Here is an 18272-nt window from a genome sequence, read left to right as displayed (position 1 = left end):
TGGCCAGCCGTTTTCGGTTCCTCAAGTCGTAGCAGCTTTTCTTTTCCGCTGCAGATTACGTTTTAAATATACATTTTAAGGAATATTCCTGTCAAGGAATAAATGATCATGCATTTCCAATCTTTTTAATCGGCCTTCGGATTAAATCTATCCCTGCTGCTCCACATACACCCGGTCCCCCACACCTACATCGCCGACCGCCGTTACCGAAGCATATACGCCGAAGATCAGATTCATCTGTTCGTTGACTTGCTTCAGAATGTTCACATCCCGCTCATAGGTATCCGGATCTAACGTAATGACAGAGCATCGCTCGCACGGCTCTTCGATCTGGAGCCGGCAGCCTCCTATGGAAAGTTCCTTTCCGATCCAACCGGTCTCGTCCTCTGCCTTATCCTCCTGCAAGGAGACGATGAAGTTGGCGCGAAACCGGCGCGGATCGATCTCCCGGCCCGTCAGACGCTCCAGCTTCCGCAAAGACCGGTCGGTAATCAGAAGAACCGCCCCCGTATCCACGGCCAGCAGATCGACACTGTCCGGCTGGTGCCGGATCATCGACATCGTCATCGTCCGGTTCGACAGGCTATCGATCTCACTCAACAACTGCTCGTCCCATCCGAATGTCCGTCCATCCGGAGACGCGATACTCAGCTTCGGAAATTCACCCTCCGTGCTTTGTTCGAGAAAAGTCGGCCTGTAGCCAAGCAGCCGGGGAATTTGTCTGGCGGTGATATAACGCTCCCAGCCCTGCTTCGCGGGATCGACGAGAGCATGGCTCCTGTCCCCGTACAAGCCGTAAGCCGCTACAGCGGTCCGGGTTAAAGGCTCTCCTGCCATCGATTTGACCGGATATCTCGTAATATGCGTGACCTCGCCAACCCATCGTTTTTGCACCGTTGATCGCTCATTTCTATATGGTGTAATAACCGCTTTTAAAGTTATTATCAACGATTCAGCCAAGATTAACAAACGGGGTTTCGGTTTCGAATCTTTTTCGGTTTCTACCTCTATTAGTCCATCCCTATTACTGTGGCGGCGCATAGGATATAGAAAAACTAGAACAGAGGGGTACACTATGAAAAATAAAGCGAAATTCGTCACGATTCATAAAAATATGCTGGGTTGGTACAACGAGCTGGAAGATGCGTTGGATGTTCAGGCAGCCAATTTTCCGCCCGCCGTCTTGTCCCTGATCCGCCAGCTCGGCGACTATGAAATCGACTATATCGACAATAAGAAAATGACGTTAGTGTCCAAGCCGAAAATGGTCCCAAAGCCGGGCAAACCTAATAAATAGATAGAAACAGAGCTTTCGATATTCAGAGCGCCTCTCAACCGCCAACAGTCCGCTGCTTCGGCGACTAGTGAGCCGTTGCCCGGCTGCCTTCCAGCTCCCCTTCCGGCGGAACTGACCGTTTGAGCATAAACGATACCGCCCATGCGACCGCGACCAGAGCGAAGGCGAGCAGAAAGGCGCTTTTCATTCCCGCCATCATGGCGAGAATTTGCATCTCCTTATCATCCGCAGAGACGCCCAGCAGTTCCAAATAACGCTTGGACCCGTTCGTCATAATCGTGACGAGCAGCGCGGTCCCTACGGCTCCGGCCACTTGCTGGAGCGTGCTGATAATGGCCGTTCCGTGAGGATACAGCCTGGAAGGAAGTTCGTTCAAGGCATTAGTCATAACCGGCATCATCAGCATCGAGATTCCGAGCATCAGCAACGTATTAAAGATCATGATCGTGAAATACGGTGTGGACACCGACAGAAACGCGAACTGCCATAACGAAGCGGCGATCAGCCCCAGCCCGACTACAGCCAGCCACTTGGCGCCAAACTTGTCGAACAGCCTTCCCGTAACCGGCGACATGATCCCCATCACGACTCCGCCCGGCAGCATGATCAGCCCGGCTTCAAGCGGACTGTAGCTCAAAGCGTTCTGCAAATAGATCGGCAGAAGCATCATCGCCGAGAACATCGCCATCATGACGATAATCATAATCAGCGTCGACATCCGGAACACGTTGTATTTAAACGTTCTAAGGTCGAGCAGCGGCTGCTCCAGCGTTAGTTGTCTCCATGTAAACAACGCCAGCGACACGACTCCGGTTCCAATCGGCACATAAACCGCGCTGCTGGTCCACCCTCCGTGCCCTTCTCCTGCGCTGCTGAACCCGTACACCAGCCCCCCGAACCCTAAGGTCGACAGCAGCAGAGACAGCAAGTCGATTTTCGGATTCGTCGTCTCCGTGACGTTGCGCAGCTTCACGTAAGCGAAGGCGATGACGAACAGAGCGACAGGAAGCACACTGTAAAAGAGCAACCGCCAGCTGAAATGCTCGACGATGATGCCGGACAAAGTCGGCCCAATTGCAGGAGCGAACGTAATCACGATACCGATCATCCCCATGGCCGAGCCTCTTTTCTCGATAGGGACTGTAGCGAATACGACATTGGTCAGCAAAGGGAACAACAGCCCCGTCCCCGCCGCCTGCAAGATTCTCCCGGCCAAAAGCGCTTCAAATCCGGGAGCGACCGCAGCGACGAACGTCCCCGCCGTAAACAGCCCCATAGCGGTCAGAAACAAACTCCTTGTCGTAAACCTCTGAATCAAATACGCCGTCACCGGGATCAGCACACCGATCACCAGCAAATATCCGGTCGTCAGCCATTGGGCCTTACTGGGCAAAACGCCGATATCAGCCATAATTTTGGACAAGGCCACATTAAGCAGCGTCTCGTTCAAAATGGCGACAAACACGCCCAGAATCATAACCAAAACTACAATAAAATTACTTCTGCTGCCAAAGGTTCCTTCTTTATCTTTTTTAGCGCCTTGACTCTCCACCGTCTGGCTCCTCTCCGGTCTTGTCTCCATCTAAAACCATAAGCAATAAGCCGTAAACCATAAGCCGTAAGCGAACTTATGCTCCTATTGCTTTCCTATTGTAGCATGGTGATTGCGCGAGGCTTTCTTACGGATTGCTGTCTTTTTGGGAGGATGGAAACAGACCTGGATACAACTTACAGCGGACCGATTTCTTTTACAAACGGGGTTGTTTCGATCTTCTTAATCTCGTCCGGTTCGAACCAACGAGCCCCTAACGAATCTTGACCATCTCCGCCAATCTTAATCGTACCAGGATCGGCATTCGTACTTACATCGTACAAGATTCCGATATGGTGCATATGCTCCAATTCTTCATCTCGATAAGGGTAAATAATCGTATACGATACGGCCGAACGGATGCGCCCCACGATATGTCCGATCCCGGTTTCCTCCAGAAATTCCCGTTGTAATGCAGCGTAAGGCTCTTCACCAAACTCAATCGAACCGCCCGGCAAATCCCATTTTCCCTTGTGCGGCCCTCTGGATTTCTTGATGAGCAGCACTTTATTATCGTTTTTTAAAATCCCGTAAACGCCCAAATGTGTATATCGGTTCATTATAAACCCACCTTTCTGCAAAAGTGATCAGCCAGCTCAACATACAAAGGCGTACCTGCTCCGGCATCGAACCGGGTACGCTTTCGCGCAAGCTTCAAGCCTCGTCTGCTTCTTTGATGATTACCCGGCCGCGAGCCCTTCGGATGCCGGCCGCACAACAGCTGGCGAAACCTCATCCCTGCTTGCGGAACCGGAATATCGCCGCCGGCGGGATCTCATACCAGTCGAACCTCTTGCCCGCCTTGTCATCCGGCTCAAAGCTCGGTTCCCCGAAGCCATCCAGCACAAAACCCGAGCGCATAAACAGGTTCATATACGCCGACAGCGGGCGATGGAACAAATAATGCGGCACCGGCTGACCGCGAATCCCGATGCTTTCGCACGGCTCCGGAGTCAAATATTTGCTGATTTGGATGCTGTTTCTCGTTGTAATAACGCCGTTTATTTCTTCCGTCTCATGAATTTTCCTCATGCCGGGAGGCTGGAAGCAAGGGTGCGGGATCGAAAAGACGAATACGCCGCCGGGCTTCAACATGGCATGCAGCGCTTTCGGAATAGCCGATATATCCGCGATGTCATGCAGCGCCATATTCGCCACTGCGCTGTCATATTGCTGCGTCCCGAGCTCCATTAACGACTCAGCGCTCGTCGCATCCGCCACCCGGTAATCGATACGTCCGGCATAGTCCGAGGACCTCGCCAGCGCCCTCTTAATCATGACCGGACTGTAGTCGAAAGCGACTACTTTGGCGCCCAGCTCCGCCAGCCGTCTGGAGAAATTCCCGTTGCCGCAGGCCAGATCGAGAACGACATGTCCTTCTTTGACATCCAGGAGCTCCTCCGTTTTCGGTCTGACGATCTCCCGGTGGAACCGGTTGCTGGCTGCCCCCATATAATCGTCCCAAAATGGCGCCACCTCATCCCACCTTGCCTGCGAATCACCCGTCAACGATTTCCATTCGCTCATCGTTCGGTAAGCCCCCTTCCTCATCCGGGTAGTTATTCTGGACTACTTCCATGATTTCCTTCCTCCGCCGAAGGATCAATCGATTAAAACAAAAAAGGCCGCACGCGGCAGCCTTCTTCGCATTCCTGATATGTTCCCACCCGCCCCGGAGAAGGATGATGGATTCGCTCCTGAAAGACACGCTCTATTTTTTCTTCTGCAATTCTTCCGCGATCACCTTTTCCATTTTCTCGTCCGCTTCGCGAAGAACCGTATTCACGTCTTTCCCTGCATAGAGCAGCTCTGTGAACGCGGTGATCGGGATCCCGGCCGCGCTGCCGACCGGTACGAACCCGAACGGCTTCAGCACCGCTACTTTCAGCTTCGTGAACGCTACGACGTTTTTGGAAGCAAGCTCCGGCGTCGCTTTGCCGAACTGGGCGTTAATTTTCGGATCTTTCAAGACGGACGACTGCAGGTTGCGCGTCATCTCGGTTTGCACTTCATCCGACAAAATGACGGATATGATTTGCATCGTCGCATCTTTGACCTTGCTTGTGCTCGTAATCGACATCATCGGAGAATCCACCCGCTGGCCGACTCCAGGCGCGACCTTATTGGTCGGATAGGTGACCACATCCCAATTCAGATCCTTCATCGACAGCAGATCCGGCAATTGGCCCGAATACCCGGAGAACATCGCGATTTGTCCGGTCTTGAAGCCGTTGACGGTATTCATTTCTTTCGGCATGATCTCGGCTCCGGGATATTTGTAGAGACTGTACCACAGCTCGAACAATTTTTTCCATGCATCGGTCTGGAACACCGATTTATTGTTTTGCAGATCGACGAACGGCACGCTTGCCTGATAAGCCCCCCGGTACACGTTATCCGGGAACAGGCCGTAATACTGGACTCCGTTTTCGCTGCGGGTCAACTTGACCGCGATATCGCGTACTTCATCCCAGGTCATGCCGTCCTTCGGATACGATACGCCAAACCGGTCGAACAGATCTTTATTAAAAAACAACGCGAACGTATTGTTGTTCATCGGCAACCCTGTATAATAATTCGAACCGTTCACGATTTTGATCGATTCCAAATATTCCGGGCTGATCCGGTTCAAGTCCAGCTTATGGGTTTTGATCAATTCATCCATATTATAGCTGATGCCGAGCTGCGACAGATCGGTCAAGTTGTACGGATAATTGATCACCATGTCGGGAACGGCATTCGTCGAGACCAGCTCGGGCAAGCTCAGCCCTTTGTCGGCCACATTGATTCTCTCGATCGTGATATGCGGATATTTCGCTTTTACCGGTTCGATAAAATACCGTTTCAAATCGTTGTCGTTGACGATCCCCGCGTGGACGGCGATTTTCACGGTAACCGGCTGGTTATTAACCGTTGCCGGAGGCGGCGAAGTGTCGGGCGTTTGACCGGGAGCCGGCTCTGCTGGCCCGGCCGCCTTTCCGCAAGCGCTTACAATTAACGTGAGGGATAAAAGTCCGATGGATGAAATCACTCTAGATTTCCGCATATGGAACACCCCATTTTTAATTTTTATCCGGACTTGCAACGTTATCCGTCCTATCTATCCATACTTGTAAACGCATACAAGGTTGAATGAAACTCGGCACATGGCTGTTGTTAGTCAGAAGAGGTATCGCATCTGCGGGTATGCTCGATCGAAATCCGTAGGTATAGGTTTCATCTGCAGCTAGGAAGCCGTAGGGCTGGAGAATGGGAGGAAAGGGCGAACGATTGCCTACAGGGAGGCATAAAGCATCCGCCGTTCTGTTCGCAGGGAGCCGGCCCCCGGCAAGGCCAATTTGTCCAATAGCCGTCGTACTTGCCGGGGGTCGAGCCGCACCTGTTTTCTTATACGATGGACCCGCTTCCGTTCCTGTATATTAAAACGTCGAAACTTTAGTTGTGGACGGACACCATCTGGCGGTTTGCAAATAGGATAACAAAATGTCCAACGCTTCGTCTGTTCGTATGCGCTGAAGCGCAGTCGCGGCGATAGCCGAAACGTAACGCGCCCCTTTGTCGGCTTTGGATGCCGCCAGCATCGGAGCGGGACCTTCATCCCCGTCGTGAAGCGCCAGCTTCAGCGCGCCGACTGCGGAGCCGGCCGCAGGACCGATCCGCGCGAGCGCCAGGCCGGCCGAGAAGCGGACGTACATCGACGAGTCCTGCAGGGCGCCGCCAAGAGCGGGAACGACTTGTTCCGCCGGCTCCTGGATCATGCCGAGCGCTTCCACGACATGTTGGCGGATAAAATCCGATTCCTCCTGCAGCAAGCCGATTAATGCGGGTACGGCGCCGGAAGCGGGAGGACCGATCTCGCCGAGTGCAAAAGCGATCTGCCCGATCACGTCCCGGTTCCCGTACGAATCGCCCAGCGCTTCAGTTAGTGCGGGAATCGCCTCGGGTCCCATAGCCGCCAGGCCGTGTGCGCAAAGTCGGGGAATCGAGAATGCCAGCGGGTTGACCACATCGGGATCAGTATGCTTCAATCCGCGTATAAGCGTCGGGACCGCTTCCGCTCCGATCGCCGCCAAGCCGTAAGCCGCATTCAAAGCTTCATTCTCGTCTTCGCCGTATAACCGGCTTTCCAGCCCGGCGATATCGCTATGGCGCGCTGCCCCCGTACGCTCGGCAGGATCGGCCGGCCGGTCCGTCCAAGCCGGGGACCCGGACATCCATTTCCACACATGGTTCCACAATAAGGTGTTGTCCGGCACGGGCATCATTCCCTCAGGCATCTTCCACTCTTCCCTGAGGTTGTTCCACTCAGCCCGCTTCGGCGCCTCCAGGCGGAAAAATAAAAATTTCAGCATATACCGGTCGTTCGCCGACGTGTTGGCTGTAGCCCGGTGCCATATATCGTAGTTGATCAGTACGAACGACCCCGCCTTGCCGACGACCGGCAAGTTGATTTCCGAGGAGAAGTTCATTTTATATCGGTTTTGCGAGCCTGGTATGATGCCGGTTGGCCCCATATCGTCCGTAACGTCCTGCGGATAATAAAAAATCATCGCAGACCATGGAAGATGATTGCGGGTCTTCTCGTTCCCCCAATAGTTGTCCTTGTGCCATCCCCCGTCGCTCGTTCCCGGCCGGTTGAAATGCCCGTGCCGGTGAGCGTGCATCGTATAGCTAGGCCCGAGTATGCTGGTTAATGCCCCTTTAACGGTAGGATGATCGAAAAACTTCTGAATTTCCGGGATGCGGGGAACGAGATTGTTGCCAGGATTGCCTTCGTTCTCGTACACTTCGCTCATTTTCTTCAGCACGGCCTGGTGAAACTGTTCGGTGAAATCAGTCTGAAGCTGCACAAATCCATGGGTGATAAACTGAGCCACCTGCTCATCGTTCAACAAATATTTAGCATCGATCAAGGCGAAATCCTCCCCTGTACTCATCGATAGGTGCTTCTAAATACGTTAGTAACGACCACTCGCGGTGTGATCCCCTGTGTGCTTGTTCCTGCACGGCAATCGTGCATGCGCTTCCATCTTATGCCTCCGGTTTCTCCACAACCTCCATGTACATAATCTATATTATATATAATATACTAAATAGGTGACGGCCGTCAATCGGAACTTCAATTGCTTGTCCATGCTTTCGCCAAACTCTCTGAGTGTGCGAGCTCTATACGTAATAAGCGTCTTTGGCACCCACACGGCCACTTCCACCGGTTCGTTATAGCTGGCTTGGCTTGGCTAGGCACGCAAGGTTGCCAAAAACGGAACATCATGTCCCGGATTTCGGTAAGTTGAAAAAAAACCGGGACATAACGTCCCGGCATCTCGGTAAGCTGAATAACCCGGAACATAACGTCCCGGGTTTCCACAAGAGGTTGCATTCAGCCTGAAATCAGCTGCCCTCCTCTTCCACAATATAGGCTTGATACTTCTCGTAATCCGCACGTCTGCACTCCATCGTCAGCTTCGTCCCGTTCTCCTCGTAGCTTGTAGCCGTCACATTCGCATTATCGTTAAAGTACGCGATGAGGCGGCCTTGATCGAACGGAATCAGCATGTCGCACCGGACGTAGTCGCCGAAGATGCTGCTGCGGATGCGCTGCATCAGTTCATCCAGCCCGGTCTTATGCTTCGCGGACATGTACACCCGATCCGGCTCGTTGGCTGGCCACTCCCCGCCCGTCAATTCAGCCTTGTTGTAAGCATATATAACGGGAATATGGCCGGCTCCCAGCTCCTCCACCGTCTCCCGCGTAACCTCGACCAGCTTCTCGTGCTCCGGGTTGGAATAATCGACAACATGAATCAGCAGATCGGCTTCGGATACTTCCTCCAGCGTCGAGCGGAACGCTTTGATCAGATGATGCGGCAGTTTCCTTACGAAACCTACCGTATCGGTGAGCAGAAACGCTTTGTTGTCAGGCAAAGTAATATTACGCACCGACGTTTCGAGCGTGGCGAACAGCATGTCTTTGGCCAAAACCTGCTTGCCGCTTTCCGGATTGTAGGTCTCGAGGATCGCATTCATCAGGCTCGACTTGCCGGCGTTCGTGTATCCGACGAGACTGACTACGGGAATCCGGTTTTTTTGCCGCTGCTTCCGCTGTACTTGTCGCTGGGCGACCAACCCTTCCAGCTCTTTTTGCAGGGCGGATATTTTGGCTTCGATTCTGCGGCGGTCCAGCTCCAGCTTCGTTTCGCCGGCCCCTCTGTTCTTCATCCCGACACCACCGCCTTGCCGCCCGAGCGATTCCCGCAGTCCGATCAGACGCGGCAGCATATATTGCAGCTGGGCCACATCGACTTGCAGCTGAGCTTCTCTCGTCTGGGCCCGCTCGGCGAATATATCGAGAATCAGGATGGTGCGGTCGATCACCTTGCAGTCCAGATCTTTCTCCAGATTGCGGATTTGCGAAGGAGACAACTCGTCGTTGAATATCGCGATCGAGGCGTCGCGCTGTTCCAGCAGCTCCTTCACTTCCTTGACTTTGCCTGTTCCGATGTAATGCGAGATATGGATCTTGCTTGCATTTTGCGTCAATTCCCCGACTACTTCAACATCGCAGGCCGCCGCCAAATTTTTAAGCTCTTCCATCGAATCCGTAAAATCGGACTGGTCATTTAAATTAACTCCAACTATTATCGCTTTTTGTTCCATATATTCATCTCCCTTTCACTCTCGGTTTTTGAAAATACAAAAAAACACAGACGACGCGGCCGTTGCCTGTGTTACCGGTATAGAGGACGTAAGGATATATTCGCAAGGCGAAACGCCTAGATTCCGAATAGCGGGGTCTATCGTCACACGGAAAGAAAGAAAACGGAGCTTCTGCCGCCTCGGGACACACTCCTCCCGTCTTGCAGCACACTTCCCCTTCTTGTCGTATGAGCTTATGTGGACAGACCTATCCCGAGTCCTCCGCCCGCAGGCAGACCTTTGGCAGCTTCCATTAGCCGCGCCAAATTCTTACTCGGATAAAATCTACCACACTAAACCCTCCGTTCCTGAACATACCCCTAATTCTAACCTTAACGCTCCGTTCATGCAACCGGGTATTTCTATATAACCATATTCTCCTGATGCGGCAGGCTTTATTCCTGGTCCGGAAGCTGCATTCTGAAAGCGCGCCGCCCGCTAGATCCGGTAATTCCTTCTGAAGGATGAGGGTGTGATCCCGATCTTCGCACTGAACACGCGGCTCAAATACGAACCGTTCTCGAATCCGCACTGAAAAGCGATCGTATCCAGCGTCTCATCGGTCTCCAGCAGCCGTCTCTTTACTTCGTCCAAGCGGAGCTTCGTTATATAATCGACAGGAGTCGTCCCATAAGCCGCATGAAAACGCCGGGTTAATTGGGATTGCCCGATGCCCAGCTTCCCCGCAATCTGCTTCAGGCTGATCTCTTCGAACAAATGCCGGTGGATATACCCCGCGGCCAGCTGCATGATCGGGTCGCTCGAATCTTTACCCTTAAGGGCAAGCTCCCTGTCCATTTCGCACAAAAACAGCAGGTCCAGCAGCAGCGGAATCGCCCTGTTTCTAGCGGTAGTCATCGTGCTGAAAATCTTTTGCATCCCACGCAAATAAGAATAAGTCGACAGCAGCCGGTCAGTGTCGTGAATTCCAAATTTGCCGACAGGCAGCTGATCGTACAATTCCGGCTCCGGCATCACCCAATGAAAATAGATGACATGAAACGTAATTTCCTCAAGCGCTTTACGCTTAAACAGTGTGTCCGGCGGACATAACAACAAATCCCCGAAGGCGGCCCGGCCCGTCTCCTCCCTAATCTCGTATTCGAAGGATCCGGTCTCGATCCCTAGCAGCGTGTACGTTTGGTTCGTGCTCTCCGGATACATGAAGTTAGGTCGCGGTCCCGTGTAAATGCAGTGTTCCACCTCGATGCTCCCGTTCCATAATGTCATCATGCGCGATTCTCCCCTGTTTGCCAGATCGTCCTTTTTCAGAATAACAAACTTTCGGACACAAAAAAATGAAAATTAAATCTCAAATTCTTGCATGTTTTTTCGCGCAGGCGGCATGTATCATGAAAGCGTAATTAGGTTATCCAATGACGTTGAGGAGGGTTACAAGTTGTTTTTTTCGAGTGTCCATACCGTCAAGAGGCTGATTGAACCTATTTCTAGGAAAGCGCTAACCCCTTACCGGTTTCTGCTCGCTGCAGGGACTATGTCGATACTGGCTGCATGCGGCTCCACCGGGCAAGAGACTCCGCAACAGCCGGTACCGTCAGCGAAGCGGGAACCGGTGGAGCTTGTTTTTTTCTCCACCTCGGGCTGGTCGGAGGAAGCGTTCAACGAACGATTCGGCCAAACGATGAGAGCCAAATTCCCGGAATATACGATCAAGTATATTCAAGCAAGCAAAGAAGTTACGATGGAAAGTCTGATCACATCAAAAACCGCGATCGACGTGTATTGGGATACTCATACGGCCACCTTCAACAATCTGGACCGTTTCAAGATCCAGTCCGATATGAGCGGGCTGATCCAGAAACATAATGTCAACCTGGCCCAACTGGACCCGTCCTCCCTCCATATCGCCAAATCGATGTCTGGCGGCGGCATCTCCGCTCTCCCGCTGGTGAGCAACACCGAGGTACTTTATTACAACAAAGATGTATTCGATAAGTTCGGAGTGGCGTTCCCGAAAGACGGCATGACACGGGACGAGCTGCTGGATCTGGCCAAGCGGTTTAACCGGACCGACGGCGGGATCAAATATTACGGACTCGGAACGTATCCTTCCTACGCCCTTGCCCTAAGTCCGTTCTCGATTCCGTACGTCGATGCCAAAACGGACAAGCCGACGATCCAAACCGATCCCCGCTGGAAGACGCTGTACGAGCATTTGGTTGCCGCCTATCAAACTACCGATAATAAGAAAATGTCCGATCCGAATCAATTTTTGAAAGGCAATATGGCCATGTTTCTCGGACTAGCCAATATGTTTCTGAACTTTGACGTATCCGCAATGAATTGGGACATCGCTTCTTATCCTCTATATAAAGAAGTTCCCGGAGTCGGACAGCAGGCGCTGCCTACGATGTTCGCCATAACCTCACTTAGCAAGCATCCGGATCAAGCTATGGAAGTGCTCTCCTACATGCTGTCGGAAGAAGTGCAAAAATCGTTGTCCGAACGCGCCATCATTCCGATCCTGCAAACGCCGGCCGTCATCCAAGCCTACGGCACCAAAGCGCCTTACCCGAATAAGAACTATTCGGCGATTCTCAAAAACAAATTTACGAACTCCCCTCCGATGACAGTGTACGATTTGCGTGTGCAGAATATATACCTCAAGCCGTTGGAGCAGCTCGCGCAAGGAACGATCGACTTAAATACCGCCTTCCGGCAAATTGAAGAGGAATCGAATCAATGGATCGCGCAGGAAAAAGCAAGCAAGTAATCCGCGTGATATGCTCCATAATCCAATAGACTTCCAGCTGCAGGTTCGGCGGGAGGTCTGTTTCTTCTTTAACGATAAGATGGCAGGCGGGCGGCGTACTCCGGCGAAAATTTTGTCCAAGCCCTCCATTTCCATACTTCGTCCACTGACCGAAGTTCCTCTGACAGACCCCGAAGGATCAAGAACCGAAATTAGCCGCACCTATTCGGATCATATGCAAAAAAGTGAAAATAAAACGGTAAATTCCTGTATATTCTTGCCCCTCCTTCCCCTGTAAGATGAAAATAAGTACTTTACCAAACCTTAATAGTTGAGGAAGTGACCTTATGGAAACGAATGCGTCGACGAAAATCAAATCCCCCGGAGGGAAACCGTCCATCATCGATTGCGATATTCATGCCACCATTCCACTGGACGGAATAAAGCCGTATTTGCCCCGTATATACCGCGAACAGGTTGAAACTTGGGGACGCCGGCTTCCCGGACAAAACCAAATGTATCTGAATGGCGGCACGAACGGCTCGATGAAGGAGCATCAACCTCCGCGAAATAAGGAAGAAGACAGCTATTTGAACTATATTCGAGCCCAGCATATCGATAAATTCAATCTGGAGTACGGAATATTGACGGGCAGCGATTACGGCGTCCACACGACACCGGACACCGATTATGCGGCAGCGCTCTGCTCGGCTTCCAACGACTACGTGATCGAGCACTATTTGTCCCGGGACAGCCGGCTGAAAGGCTCGGTCCATATTCCAAAGCAAGATCCGGTCTTGGCGGCGAAAGAGATTGACCGGGTCGGCTCGCATCCGGACATGGTTCAGGTCATCGTCTCCAACGGTGCGATTAAGCCTTACGGCAACCGGATGTACGAGCCGATCTACGAAGCTTGCGTGCGCAACAATTTGCCGTTCGCGATTCATGTGAGCATGGAGGGAATCGGAATTAACAACCCGCCTACCGGCGCCGGTTATGTAAGCTATTATGCGGAATACAGAGCCGCACGCACGCAAATTATGATGGCGCATATGGCCAGCTTTATTTTCGAAGGCGTGTTCGTCAAATATCCGGATCTGAAGGTGATCATGGTCGAGGCCGGGATGATGTGGATAGCCCCCTTCATCTGGAGGCTGGATCAGGATTGGAAGGCGCTGCGTCATCAGACTCCGTGGGTGAAAGAGCCGCCAAGCGAATATTACCGCAAACATATGAAAGTAACCTCGCAGCCCATCGAGATTCCTCCGCAGAAGGAGATGTTTATGCCCATGATGGAGGCGATCTACGCCCGGGAAAACTTAATGTTTGCAAGCGATTATCCGCACTGGGATTTTGATTCGCCGCTGCTCGCCTTTCCGAAGATGGACGAGGAGATGAAGGAACGTATCTTTTATCAAAATGCGGCGGAGCTGTACAGGTTGCCGGCGAGAAAACAAGCGGCGGGAGGTGTCCGGGCTTGAACCGTGTATGTGTAGGCAGCACCTCGGAAATCGCACCGGGGTCGAGAAAAATCGTGGAGATCGGCGGACGCAGCATCGGCGTGTACAATGTGAACGGACATTATTATGCCATCCGCAATTTGTGTCCGCATCAAGGCGCACCGCTCTGCTTGGGAATCACGACTTCCTTCGTTACCTCTACCGCCCGCGGCGAGTTTTGCTTTGAGCTGGAAGGCGAAATTGTACGGTGTCCCTGGCATTTCTGGGAATTCGAGATCAAGACGGGCTGCATGGTGGTCGATCCGAAGACGAGAACGAAAACGTACGATGTGACCGTCGAGCACTATGACGTTACGGTTAACGAGGATCAGCTATTTGTACATGTTTAATCCATTAAATTGGGGTGCCGGTATCACATACGGCACCCTTCGTAATTGCTGGAGACCGGACATGTCAATGGCCGGCTGTCTTCAACTTTGTCAGCGCAACCTCAAGCAGTTCCGCGATATCCGCATGCCCCTTGCGCCTTGCCCAGGACAGAGGCTGTGTCCAGGATTGCTCGGCCGGAAGCCGGGGGTCCGCTTCCCGGTCCAGCAAATATTGGACCAATTCGGCTTTGCCGTATTTGGCCGCCCAGCCAAGAGGCGTCGCCCCGTACTCCTCGTCCATCGCGTTGCAATCGGCGCCGGCATCCACGAACTGCCGGGCAAGTTCCAGATTGCCTGCCGCTGCCGCTTTATGAAGATACGTGACACCGAGCCAGTTTGCGTGATTCGGATCGGCCCCCGATTCAAGCAGCAAACGAACGAGCTCCGGTCCTTTCTCCATCGCGTAGCCCATATAATTGTTGGCGTACCAGGGCGCATTCAGATCCGCACCCCGGCGGATCAGCAAACGAACCAGGTCCGTATGCCCTTCTCCCGTCGCCATGCATAACGGCCCGTAGTCGCCGCCGCTGTTCACAAGAGGCGGGTTCGCCTGCAAAATCTCGCCGGCCAGATCGAGCCGGCCCAGACAGCAAGCCGCATCCAAATTCATCGCCGCGCCGTGGGCATACAGCAGCTGAACGAGCGAGCTGTGACCTCTCTTCGCCGCGATGAACAGCGGATTGCCGCTTGCCTCGACCGGGGTGTTCGGATTCGCTCCGGATTCGAGCAGCCTTTGGACGATATCTTCATAATTGCCGTTCACGGCATGCCACAAAGCGCTGCCATAAGGCGCATCCGGTTCCTCCGCATTCGGATCGGCTCCATAATCGAGCAGCAGCTGAACGGCTGCGGAATGTCCGTATTTGGCGGCATATGTTAAAGCCCGTCTGCCCCTCGAGTCGGCAGTATGTACAAGCGCGGCGTCTTCGGACAGAAAAGCACCGACCCGCTCGGTATCACCGATGGCCGCGGCCGTCCATAGATCGTATGCCGCTCCGCGGGCAACCAGATAACCGACGACAAACCACGCGTTGCGGATGGCGTTACGATTCAGATCGCGCTGGCTTCTAAACCAGTAGTCGCCTTCAATCGCGAGTTGAAGCGGTGTCGCCCCATCCATCCTCCGGGCGTCCGGGTCAGCCCCTCGTTCGATCAAGCCGTCCAGCAGCCGCAGATTACGGGTCAGCACAGCCCAGTGCAAAGGCGTATTGCCGCGCTCGTCGCCGGCATGGATCAGCTCCGTGCGCCCGTCGATCAGCTGCACAGCTTCTTCGCTCTTACCCGACCGGATCAATCCGCATACCCGGGCTCCGTCAGGCGATATATGGAACGTGCTCTCCAGGTGACCGGACAGCAACTCCTCAATGCCGGCATACCCGCGATCCTTCGCTTTGGTAAGCGGGTCGTCCTGCCAGCCCAGCCACCGCTCCGTCGCATTCGCCCCGTGCTTCAGCAGCAGCCGGACAAGCTCGGCATGTCCGTAACGCACGGCAAAATGAATCGGCGTGAAATACCCCCAGCTGCACGCGGCGAGCTGCGGCTTAACGCGAAGCAGCTGCTCGGCGCTTGCCAGATCGCCCGTGATCGAAGCCATTATCATTTGCCAAATGTCTGTACCTTCATCCGTGCGGAGTTCTTCGGGTTGTATCCACCGCAACGCGTCTGTTCCCTGATTCGGCTTATCGTTAAAACCGCCTGCTTCGCCCGTTCCGTTTGCCAGGTTGTTCAATGGCCGGCACCCCATTTCCGTTTCGTAGACCGTGATGGGTCCCTCTTCATGATCGTCTACCCGGTCTCGTCATATCTTGCGTTATCCCAATTATATCACGCCGATTTCGATGCGGGGCATGAATGATTCATATTTGCCGCTTGCCGCAGAAGTAGAAAAAAACAGATTTGGAATAAACTCTGAAATATGCAGTATCCAGGCGACGGGAGTACGCTCCAGGGCGGGACAACGAGCGCTGCAAGCGGCCAAGCGCCGCACACGTGATATGACAATATCGTGTTATCCGAGTCAATATATTATTATTTTTATTCTAATGTGATTGAACTATAATGACAATATACTGCTAATAAGGGGTTGGACAACTAATGGGACAAAGTAAACTTCGATGGGGCATTCTGGGATGCGCCGGAATCGCCATCCGTTCGGTCATTCCCGGAATCCAGCAATCGCAGCGGGGTATCGTCACTGCGATCGCAAGCCGCGACGAAGCCAAAGCCAAGCAAACCGCTGAGAAGCTCGGCATCCCGAAAGCGTACGGCAGCTATGAAGCGCTGCTTGCCGACGACGATATCGACGCGGTATACATACCGCTGCCCAATAACATGCACAAAGAGTGGACGATCCGCGCCGCGGAAGCCGGCAAGCACGTGCTGTGCGAGAAACCGTTCTCGATGGACGCCGCCGAAGCGGCCGAGATGGTCGCCGCGTGCGACAAGCACGGCGTGAAGCTGGCCGAAGCGTTCATGTACCGCCATCATCCGCGGTATGCGCGCATTCAAGAGATTATCGCATCCGGCGAGATCGGCGCGATTCGCGGAATCCACGGAACGTTTACCTTTAACAGCTCGGCCAATACGACCAACTTCCGCAACGACCAAGCCATGGGAGGCGGCGCCTTGTACGATATCGGCGTCTATCCGATCAGCGCTGCCCGTATGCTGCTCGGCCGCGAGCCGGAAGCGGCAACCGTACATGCGTTCTTCTCGCCCGAACACGGGGGCGTGGATATGATGGCTTCCGGGCTGCTGGAATTTTCCGGAGGCGTGGCGCTTACGTTCGATTGCGCGATGTGGGCTGCAGGCCGCAACACGCTGGAGGTGCTCGGCACGGAAGGCCGCATCGAGCTTCCTTCCGCCTTCGTCTGCTCGACGGACGCTCCTTCGGTCTTTTATGTCACGGTCAAAGGCAACCGGCGCGAAGAACAGCTGGCCCCCGTCAACCAGTACAGTCTGCAGTCGGATGAGATGGCCGCTGCCGTTCTGGATGGCGCCCCTGCCCGATTTGCACCGAACGATGCCGTCCTGAATATGCGAGTTCTCGACGCCTGCCTCGAATCGGCGCGCACGCGTTCCAGAATTTCGATCCCGAACGGATAAAGGAGAGAAGCCGACATGAACTATTTTACGATACCCGGACTGGACAAACCTTGCTCCCAGCTCATGATGGGAACGGATTACTACAAGCCGGAGCTGCTGGACACGGTCGGTGTACTGCTTGATGAATATGTCGCGCTGGGCGGTAATTCCCTCGATTCCGCCCATATCTATGCAGGCGGCAAAAGCGAAGAAACGATCGGCTTATGGATGGAATCCCGCGGCAACCGCAGCGAAGTGATCGTGCTGACGAAAGGAGCCCATCACAATGCGAGCGGTCCCCGCGTCAACAAGCAAGCGATCGACGAGGAGCTCGCCATCAGCTTGCAGCGTCTGCGCACCGATTATGTCGATCTGTATGCTCTTCATCGCGACGACCCGAACGTACCGGTAGGCCCGATTATCGAGGCGCTGAACGAGCATATCGAAGCAGGCCGCGTACGTGCCATCGGCGTATCGAACTGGACGCATCAGCGGATTCAGGAAGCGAACGATTATGCCGAAGCGAACGGACTCGTCGGTTTTACGTTCAGCAGTCCGAACTTAAGCTTGGCGAAGGCTAACGAACCGTTCTGGGCAGGCTGCGTATCCGCGGACAGCGCCGACTGCGCTTGGCACCGCGAGAAGCAGTTCCCGCTGCTGTCCTGGTCGTCGCAGGCGCGCGGATTTTTTACCGGATCGTTCACGCCGGAAGTACGCGACAACGCCGACCTTGTCCGCGTCTTCTACAGCGACGCCAACTGGGAACGATATCGCCGGGCCGAACAGCTCGGCAAGGAGCGCGGCGTCTCCACGATTCAGATTGCACTTGCGTACGTATTGAACCAGCCGTTCCCGTCCTGTGCTCTGATTGGCCCGAAAAATAAAGCGGAGCTGGAATCGTGCCACGACGCTACCCGGATTCAGCTGAGCGAAGAGGAATTGAACTGGCTCGACTTGTCCGCCGAGCTCAAAGCGATCTGATTGTCCGTCAATCGGCACGACA

15 protein-coding genes are annotated in these 18272 nt (G+C 53.7%); 6 read left to right on the top strand and 9 right to left on the bottom strand.

Annotated features, from left to right (window positions below; genetic code table 11):
* Nucleotides 1-147 precede the first annotated feature (147 nt).
* Nucleotides 148-894: an MOSC domain-containing protein gene (locus tag AC3Y2E_RS26230; protein ID WP_379215707.1), complete on the bottom strand. Its 747-nt coding sequence runs from the start codon at nucleotides 892-894 to the stop codon at nucleotides 148-150.
* Nucleotides 895-1075: 181 nt separating this feature from the next.
* On the opposite strand from AC3Y2E_RS26230, the gene AC3Y2E_RS26225 reads away from it, so the two are divergent.
* Nucleotides 1076-1297: a hypothetical protein gene (locus AC3Y2E_RS26225; RefSeq protein ID WP_379215705.1), complete on the top strand. Its 222-nt coding sequence runs from the start codon at nucleotides 1076-1078 to the stop codon at nucleotides 1295-1297.
* Between the two features lie 64 nt (nucleotides 1298-1361).
* On the opposite strand, the gene AC3Y2E_RS26220 is transcribed toward AC3Y2E_RS26225, so the two are convergent.
* The 7 genes from AC3Y2E_RS26220 to AC3Y2E_RS26190 all read right to left on the bottom strand — a co-directional run bounded on the left by AC3Y2E_RS26220 (nucleotide 1362) and on the right by AC3Y2E_RS26190 (nucleotide 10817).
* Complete coding sequence (locus tag AC3Y2E_RS26220) at nucleotides 1362-2849, bottom strand: MDR family MFS transporter (protein ID WP_379215703.1); 1488 nt, start codon at nucleotides 2847-2849, stop codon at nucleotides 1362-1364.
* A 176-nt stretch (nucleotides 2850-3025) separates the two neighbouring features.
* Nucleotides 3026-3448 carry an NUDIX hydrolase gene (locus AC3Y2E_RS26215; RefSeq protein WP_379215700.1) on the bottom strand — a complete coding sequence of 141 codons (423 nt, stop codon included), beginning with the start codon at nucleotides 3446-3448 and terminating at the stop codon, nucleotides 3026-3028.
* Between the two features lie 172 nt (nucleotides 3449-3620).
* The gene (locus AC3Y2E_RS26210) at nucleotides 3621-4415 is read right to left on the bottom strand and encodes a class I SAM-dependent methyltransferase (RefSeq protein ID WP_379215698.1); all 795 of its coding nucleotides are present in this window, start codon (nucleotides 4413-4415) and stop codon (nucleotides 3621-3623) included.
* 184 nt (nucleotides 4416-4599) lie between these two features.
* On the bottom strand, nucleotides 4600-5934 hold the full coding sequence (locus tag AC3Y2E_RS26205) for an ABC transporter substrate-binding protein (protein WP_379215696.1): 1335 nt from the start codon (nucleotides 5932-5934) through the stop codon (nucleotides 4600-4602).
* A gap of 373 nt (nucleotides 5935-6307) precedes the next feature.
* Entirely contained in the window at nucleotides 6308-7801 is a 1494-nt protein-coding gene (locus tag AC3Y2E_RS26200; protein WP_379215694.1) for a HEAT repeat domain-containing protein, read from the bottom strand.
* A gap of 478 nt (nucleotides 7802-8279) precedes the next feature.
* Nucleotides 8280-9545, bottom strand: coding sequence for a GTPase HflX (hflX, locus tag AC3Y2E_RS26195; protein WP_379215692.1), 1266 nt, complete (start codon nucleotides 9543-9545; stop codon nucleotides 8280-8282).
* 477 nt (nucleotides 9546-10022) lie between these two features.
* Nucleotides 10023-10817 (bottom strand): helix-turn-helix domain-containing protein, encoded by a 795-nt coding sequence (locus AC3Y2E_RS26190; protein WP_379215690.1) that lies wholly within the window; start codon nucleotides 10815-10817, stop codon nucleotides 10023-10025.
* A gap of 166 nt (nucleotides 10818-10983) precedes the next feature.
* On the opposite strand from AC3Y2E_RS26190, the gene AC3Y2E_RS26185 reads away from it, so the two are divergent.
* The 3 genes from AC3Y2E_RS26185 (at nucleotide 10984) to AC3Y2E_RS26175 (ending at nucleotide 14146) form a co-directional block, all read left to right on the top strand.
* Entirely contained in the window at nucleotides 10984-12318 is a 1335-nt protein-coding gene (locus AC3Y2E_RS26185; RefSeq protein ID WP_379215688.1) for an ABC transporter substrate-binding protein, read from the top strand.
* Nucleotides 12319-12644: 326 nt separating this feature from the next.
* Nucleotides 12645-13778, top strand: coding sequence for an amidohydrolase family protein (locus AC3Y2E_RS26180; RefSeq protein ID WP_379215686.1), 1134 nt, complete (start codon nucleotides 12645-12647; stop codon nucleotides 13776-13778).
* Nucleotides 13775-14146 carry a Rieske (2Fe-2S) protein gene (locus AC3Y2E_RS26175; RefSeq protein ID WP_379215684.1) on the top strand — a complete coding sequence of 124 codons (372 nt, stop codon included), beginning with the start codon at nucleotides 13775-13777 and terminating at the stop codon, nucleotides 14144-14146. Before AC3Y2E_RS26180 ends, AC3Y2E_RS26175 begins: the two co-directional genes overlap by 4 nt.
* A 64-nt stretch (nucleotides 14147-14210) precedes the next feature.
* Here the strand turns inward: AC3Y2E_RS26175 and AC3Y2E_RS26170 are convergent, their stop codons facing one another.
* On the bottom strand, nucleotides 14211-15914 hold the full coding sequence (locus AC3Y2E_RS26170) for an ankyrin repeat domain-containing protein (protein WP_379215682.1): 1704 nt from the start codon (nucleotides 15912-15914) through the stop codon (nucleotides 14211-14213).
* 365 nt (nucleotides 15915-16279) lie between these two features.
* Between AC3Y2E_RS26170 and AC3Y2E_RS26165 the strand changes: the two genes are divergently transcribed.
* Complete coding sequence (locus AC3Y2E_RS26165) at nucleotides 16280-17290, top strand: Gfo/Idh/MocA family protein (protein WP_379215680.1); 1011 nt, start codon at nucleotides 16280-16282, stop codon at nucleotides 17288-17290.
* A 15-nt stretch (nucleotides 17291-17305) separates the two neighbouring features.
* Nucleotides 17306-18250 (top strand): aldo/keto reductase, encoded by a 945-nt coding sequence (locus AC3Y2E_RS26160; RefSeq protein WP_379215678.1) that lies wholly within the window; start codon nucleotides 17306-17308, stop codon nucleotides 18248-18250.
* Nucleotides 18251-18272: the final 22 nt, after the last annotated feature.

The organism is Paenibacillus sp. MAH-35 (assembly GCF_058135425.1).
Note: the sequence above shows the minus strand (reverse complement) of the source record. Positions and strands in the feature narration are given on the sequence as shown.

Bases quoted from the DNA above. Each gene is read 5' to 3' on its own strand.
- AC3Y2E_RS26205 (WP_379215696.1), bottom strand. From the start codon at position 5,934: ATGCGGAAATCTAGAGTGATTTCATCCATCGGACTTTTATCCCTCACG.
- AC3Y2E_RS26160 (WP_379215678.1), top strand. From the start codon at position 17,306: ATGAACTATTTTACGATACCCGGACTGGACAAACCTTGCTCCCAGCTC.
- hflX (WP_379215692.1), bottom strand. From the start codon at position 9,545: ATGGAACAAAAAGCGATAATAGTTGGAGTTAATTTAAATGACCAGTCC.
- AC3Y2E_RS26165 (WP_379215680.1), top strand. From the start codon at position 16,280: ATGGGACAAAGTAAACTTCGATGGGGCATTCTGGGATGCGCCGGAATC.
- AC3Y2E_RS26210 (WP_379215698.1), bottom strand. From the start codon at position 4,415: ATGAGCGAATGGAAATCGTTGACGGGTGATTCGCAGGCAAGGTGGGAT.
- AC3Y2E_RS26180 (WP_379215686.1), top strand. From the start codon at position 12,645: ATGGAAACGAATGCGTCGACGAAAATCAAATCCCCCGGAGGGAAACCG.
- AC3Y2E_RS26190 (WP_379215690.1), bottom strand. From the start codon at position 10,817: ATGATGACATTATGGAACGGGAGCATCGAGGTGGAACACTGCATTTAC.
- AC3Y2E_RS26225 (WP_379215705.1), top strand. From the start codon at position 1,076: ATGAAAAATAAAGCGAAATTCGTCACGATTCATAAAAATATGCTGGGT.
- AC3Y2E_RS26215 (WP_379215700.1), bottom strand. From the start codon at position 3,448: ATGAACCGATATACACATTTGGGCGTTTACGGGATTTTAAAAAACGAT.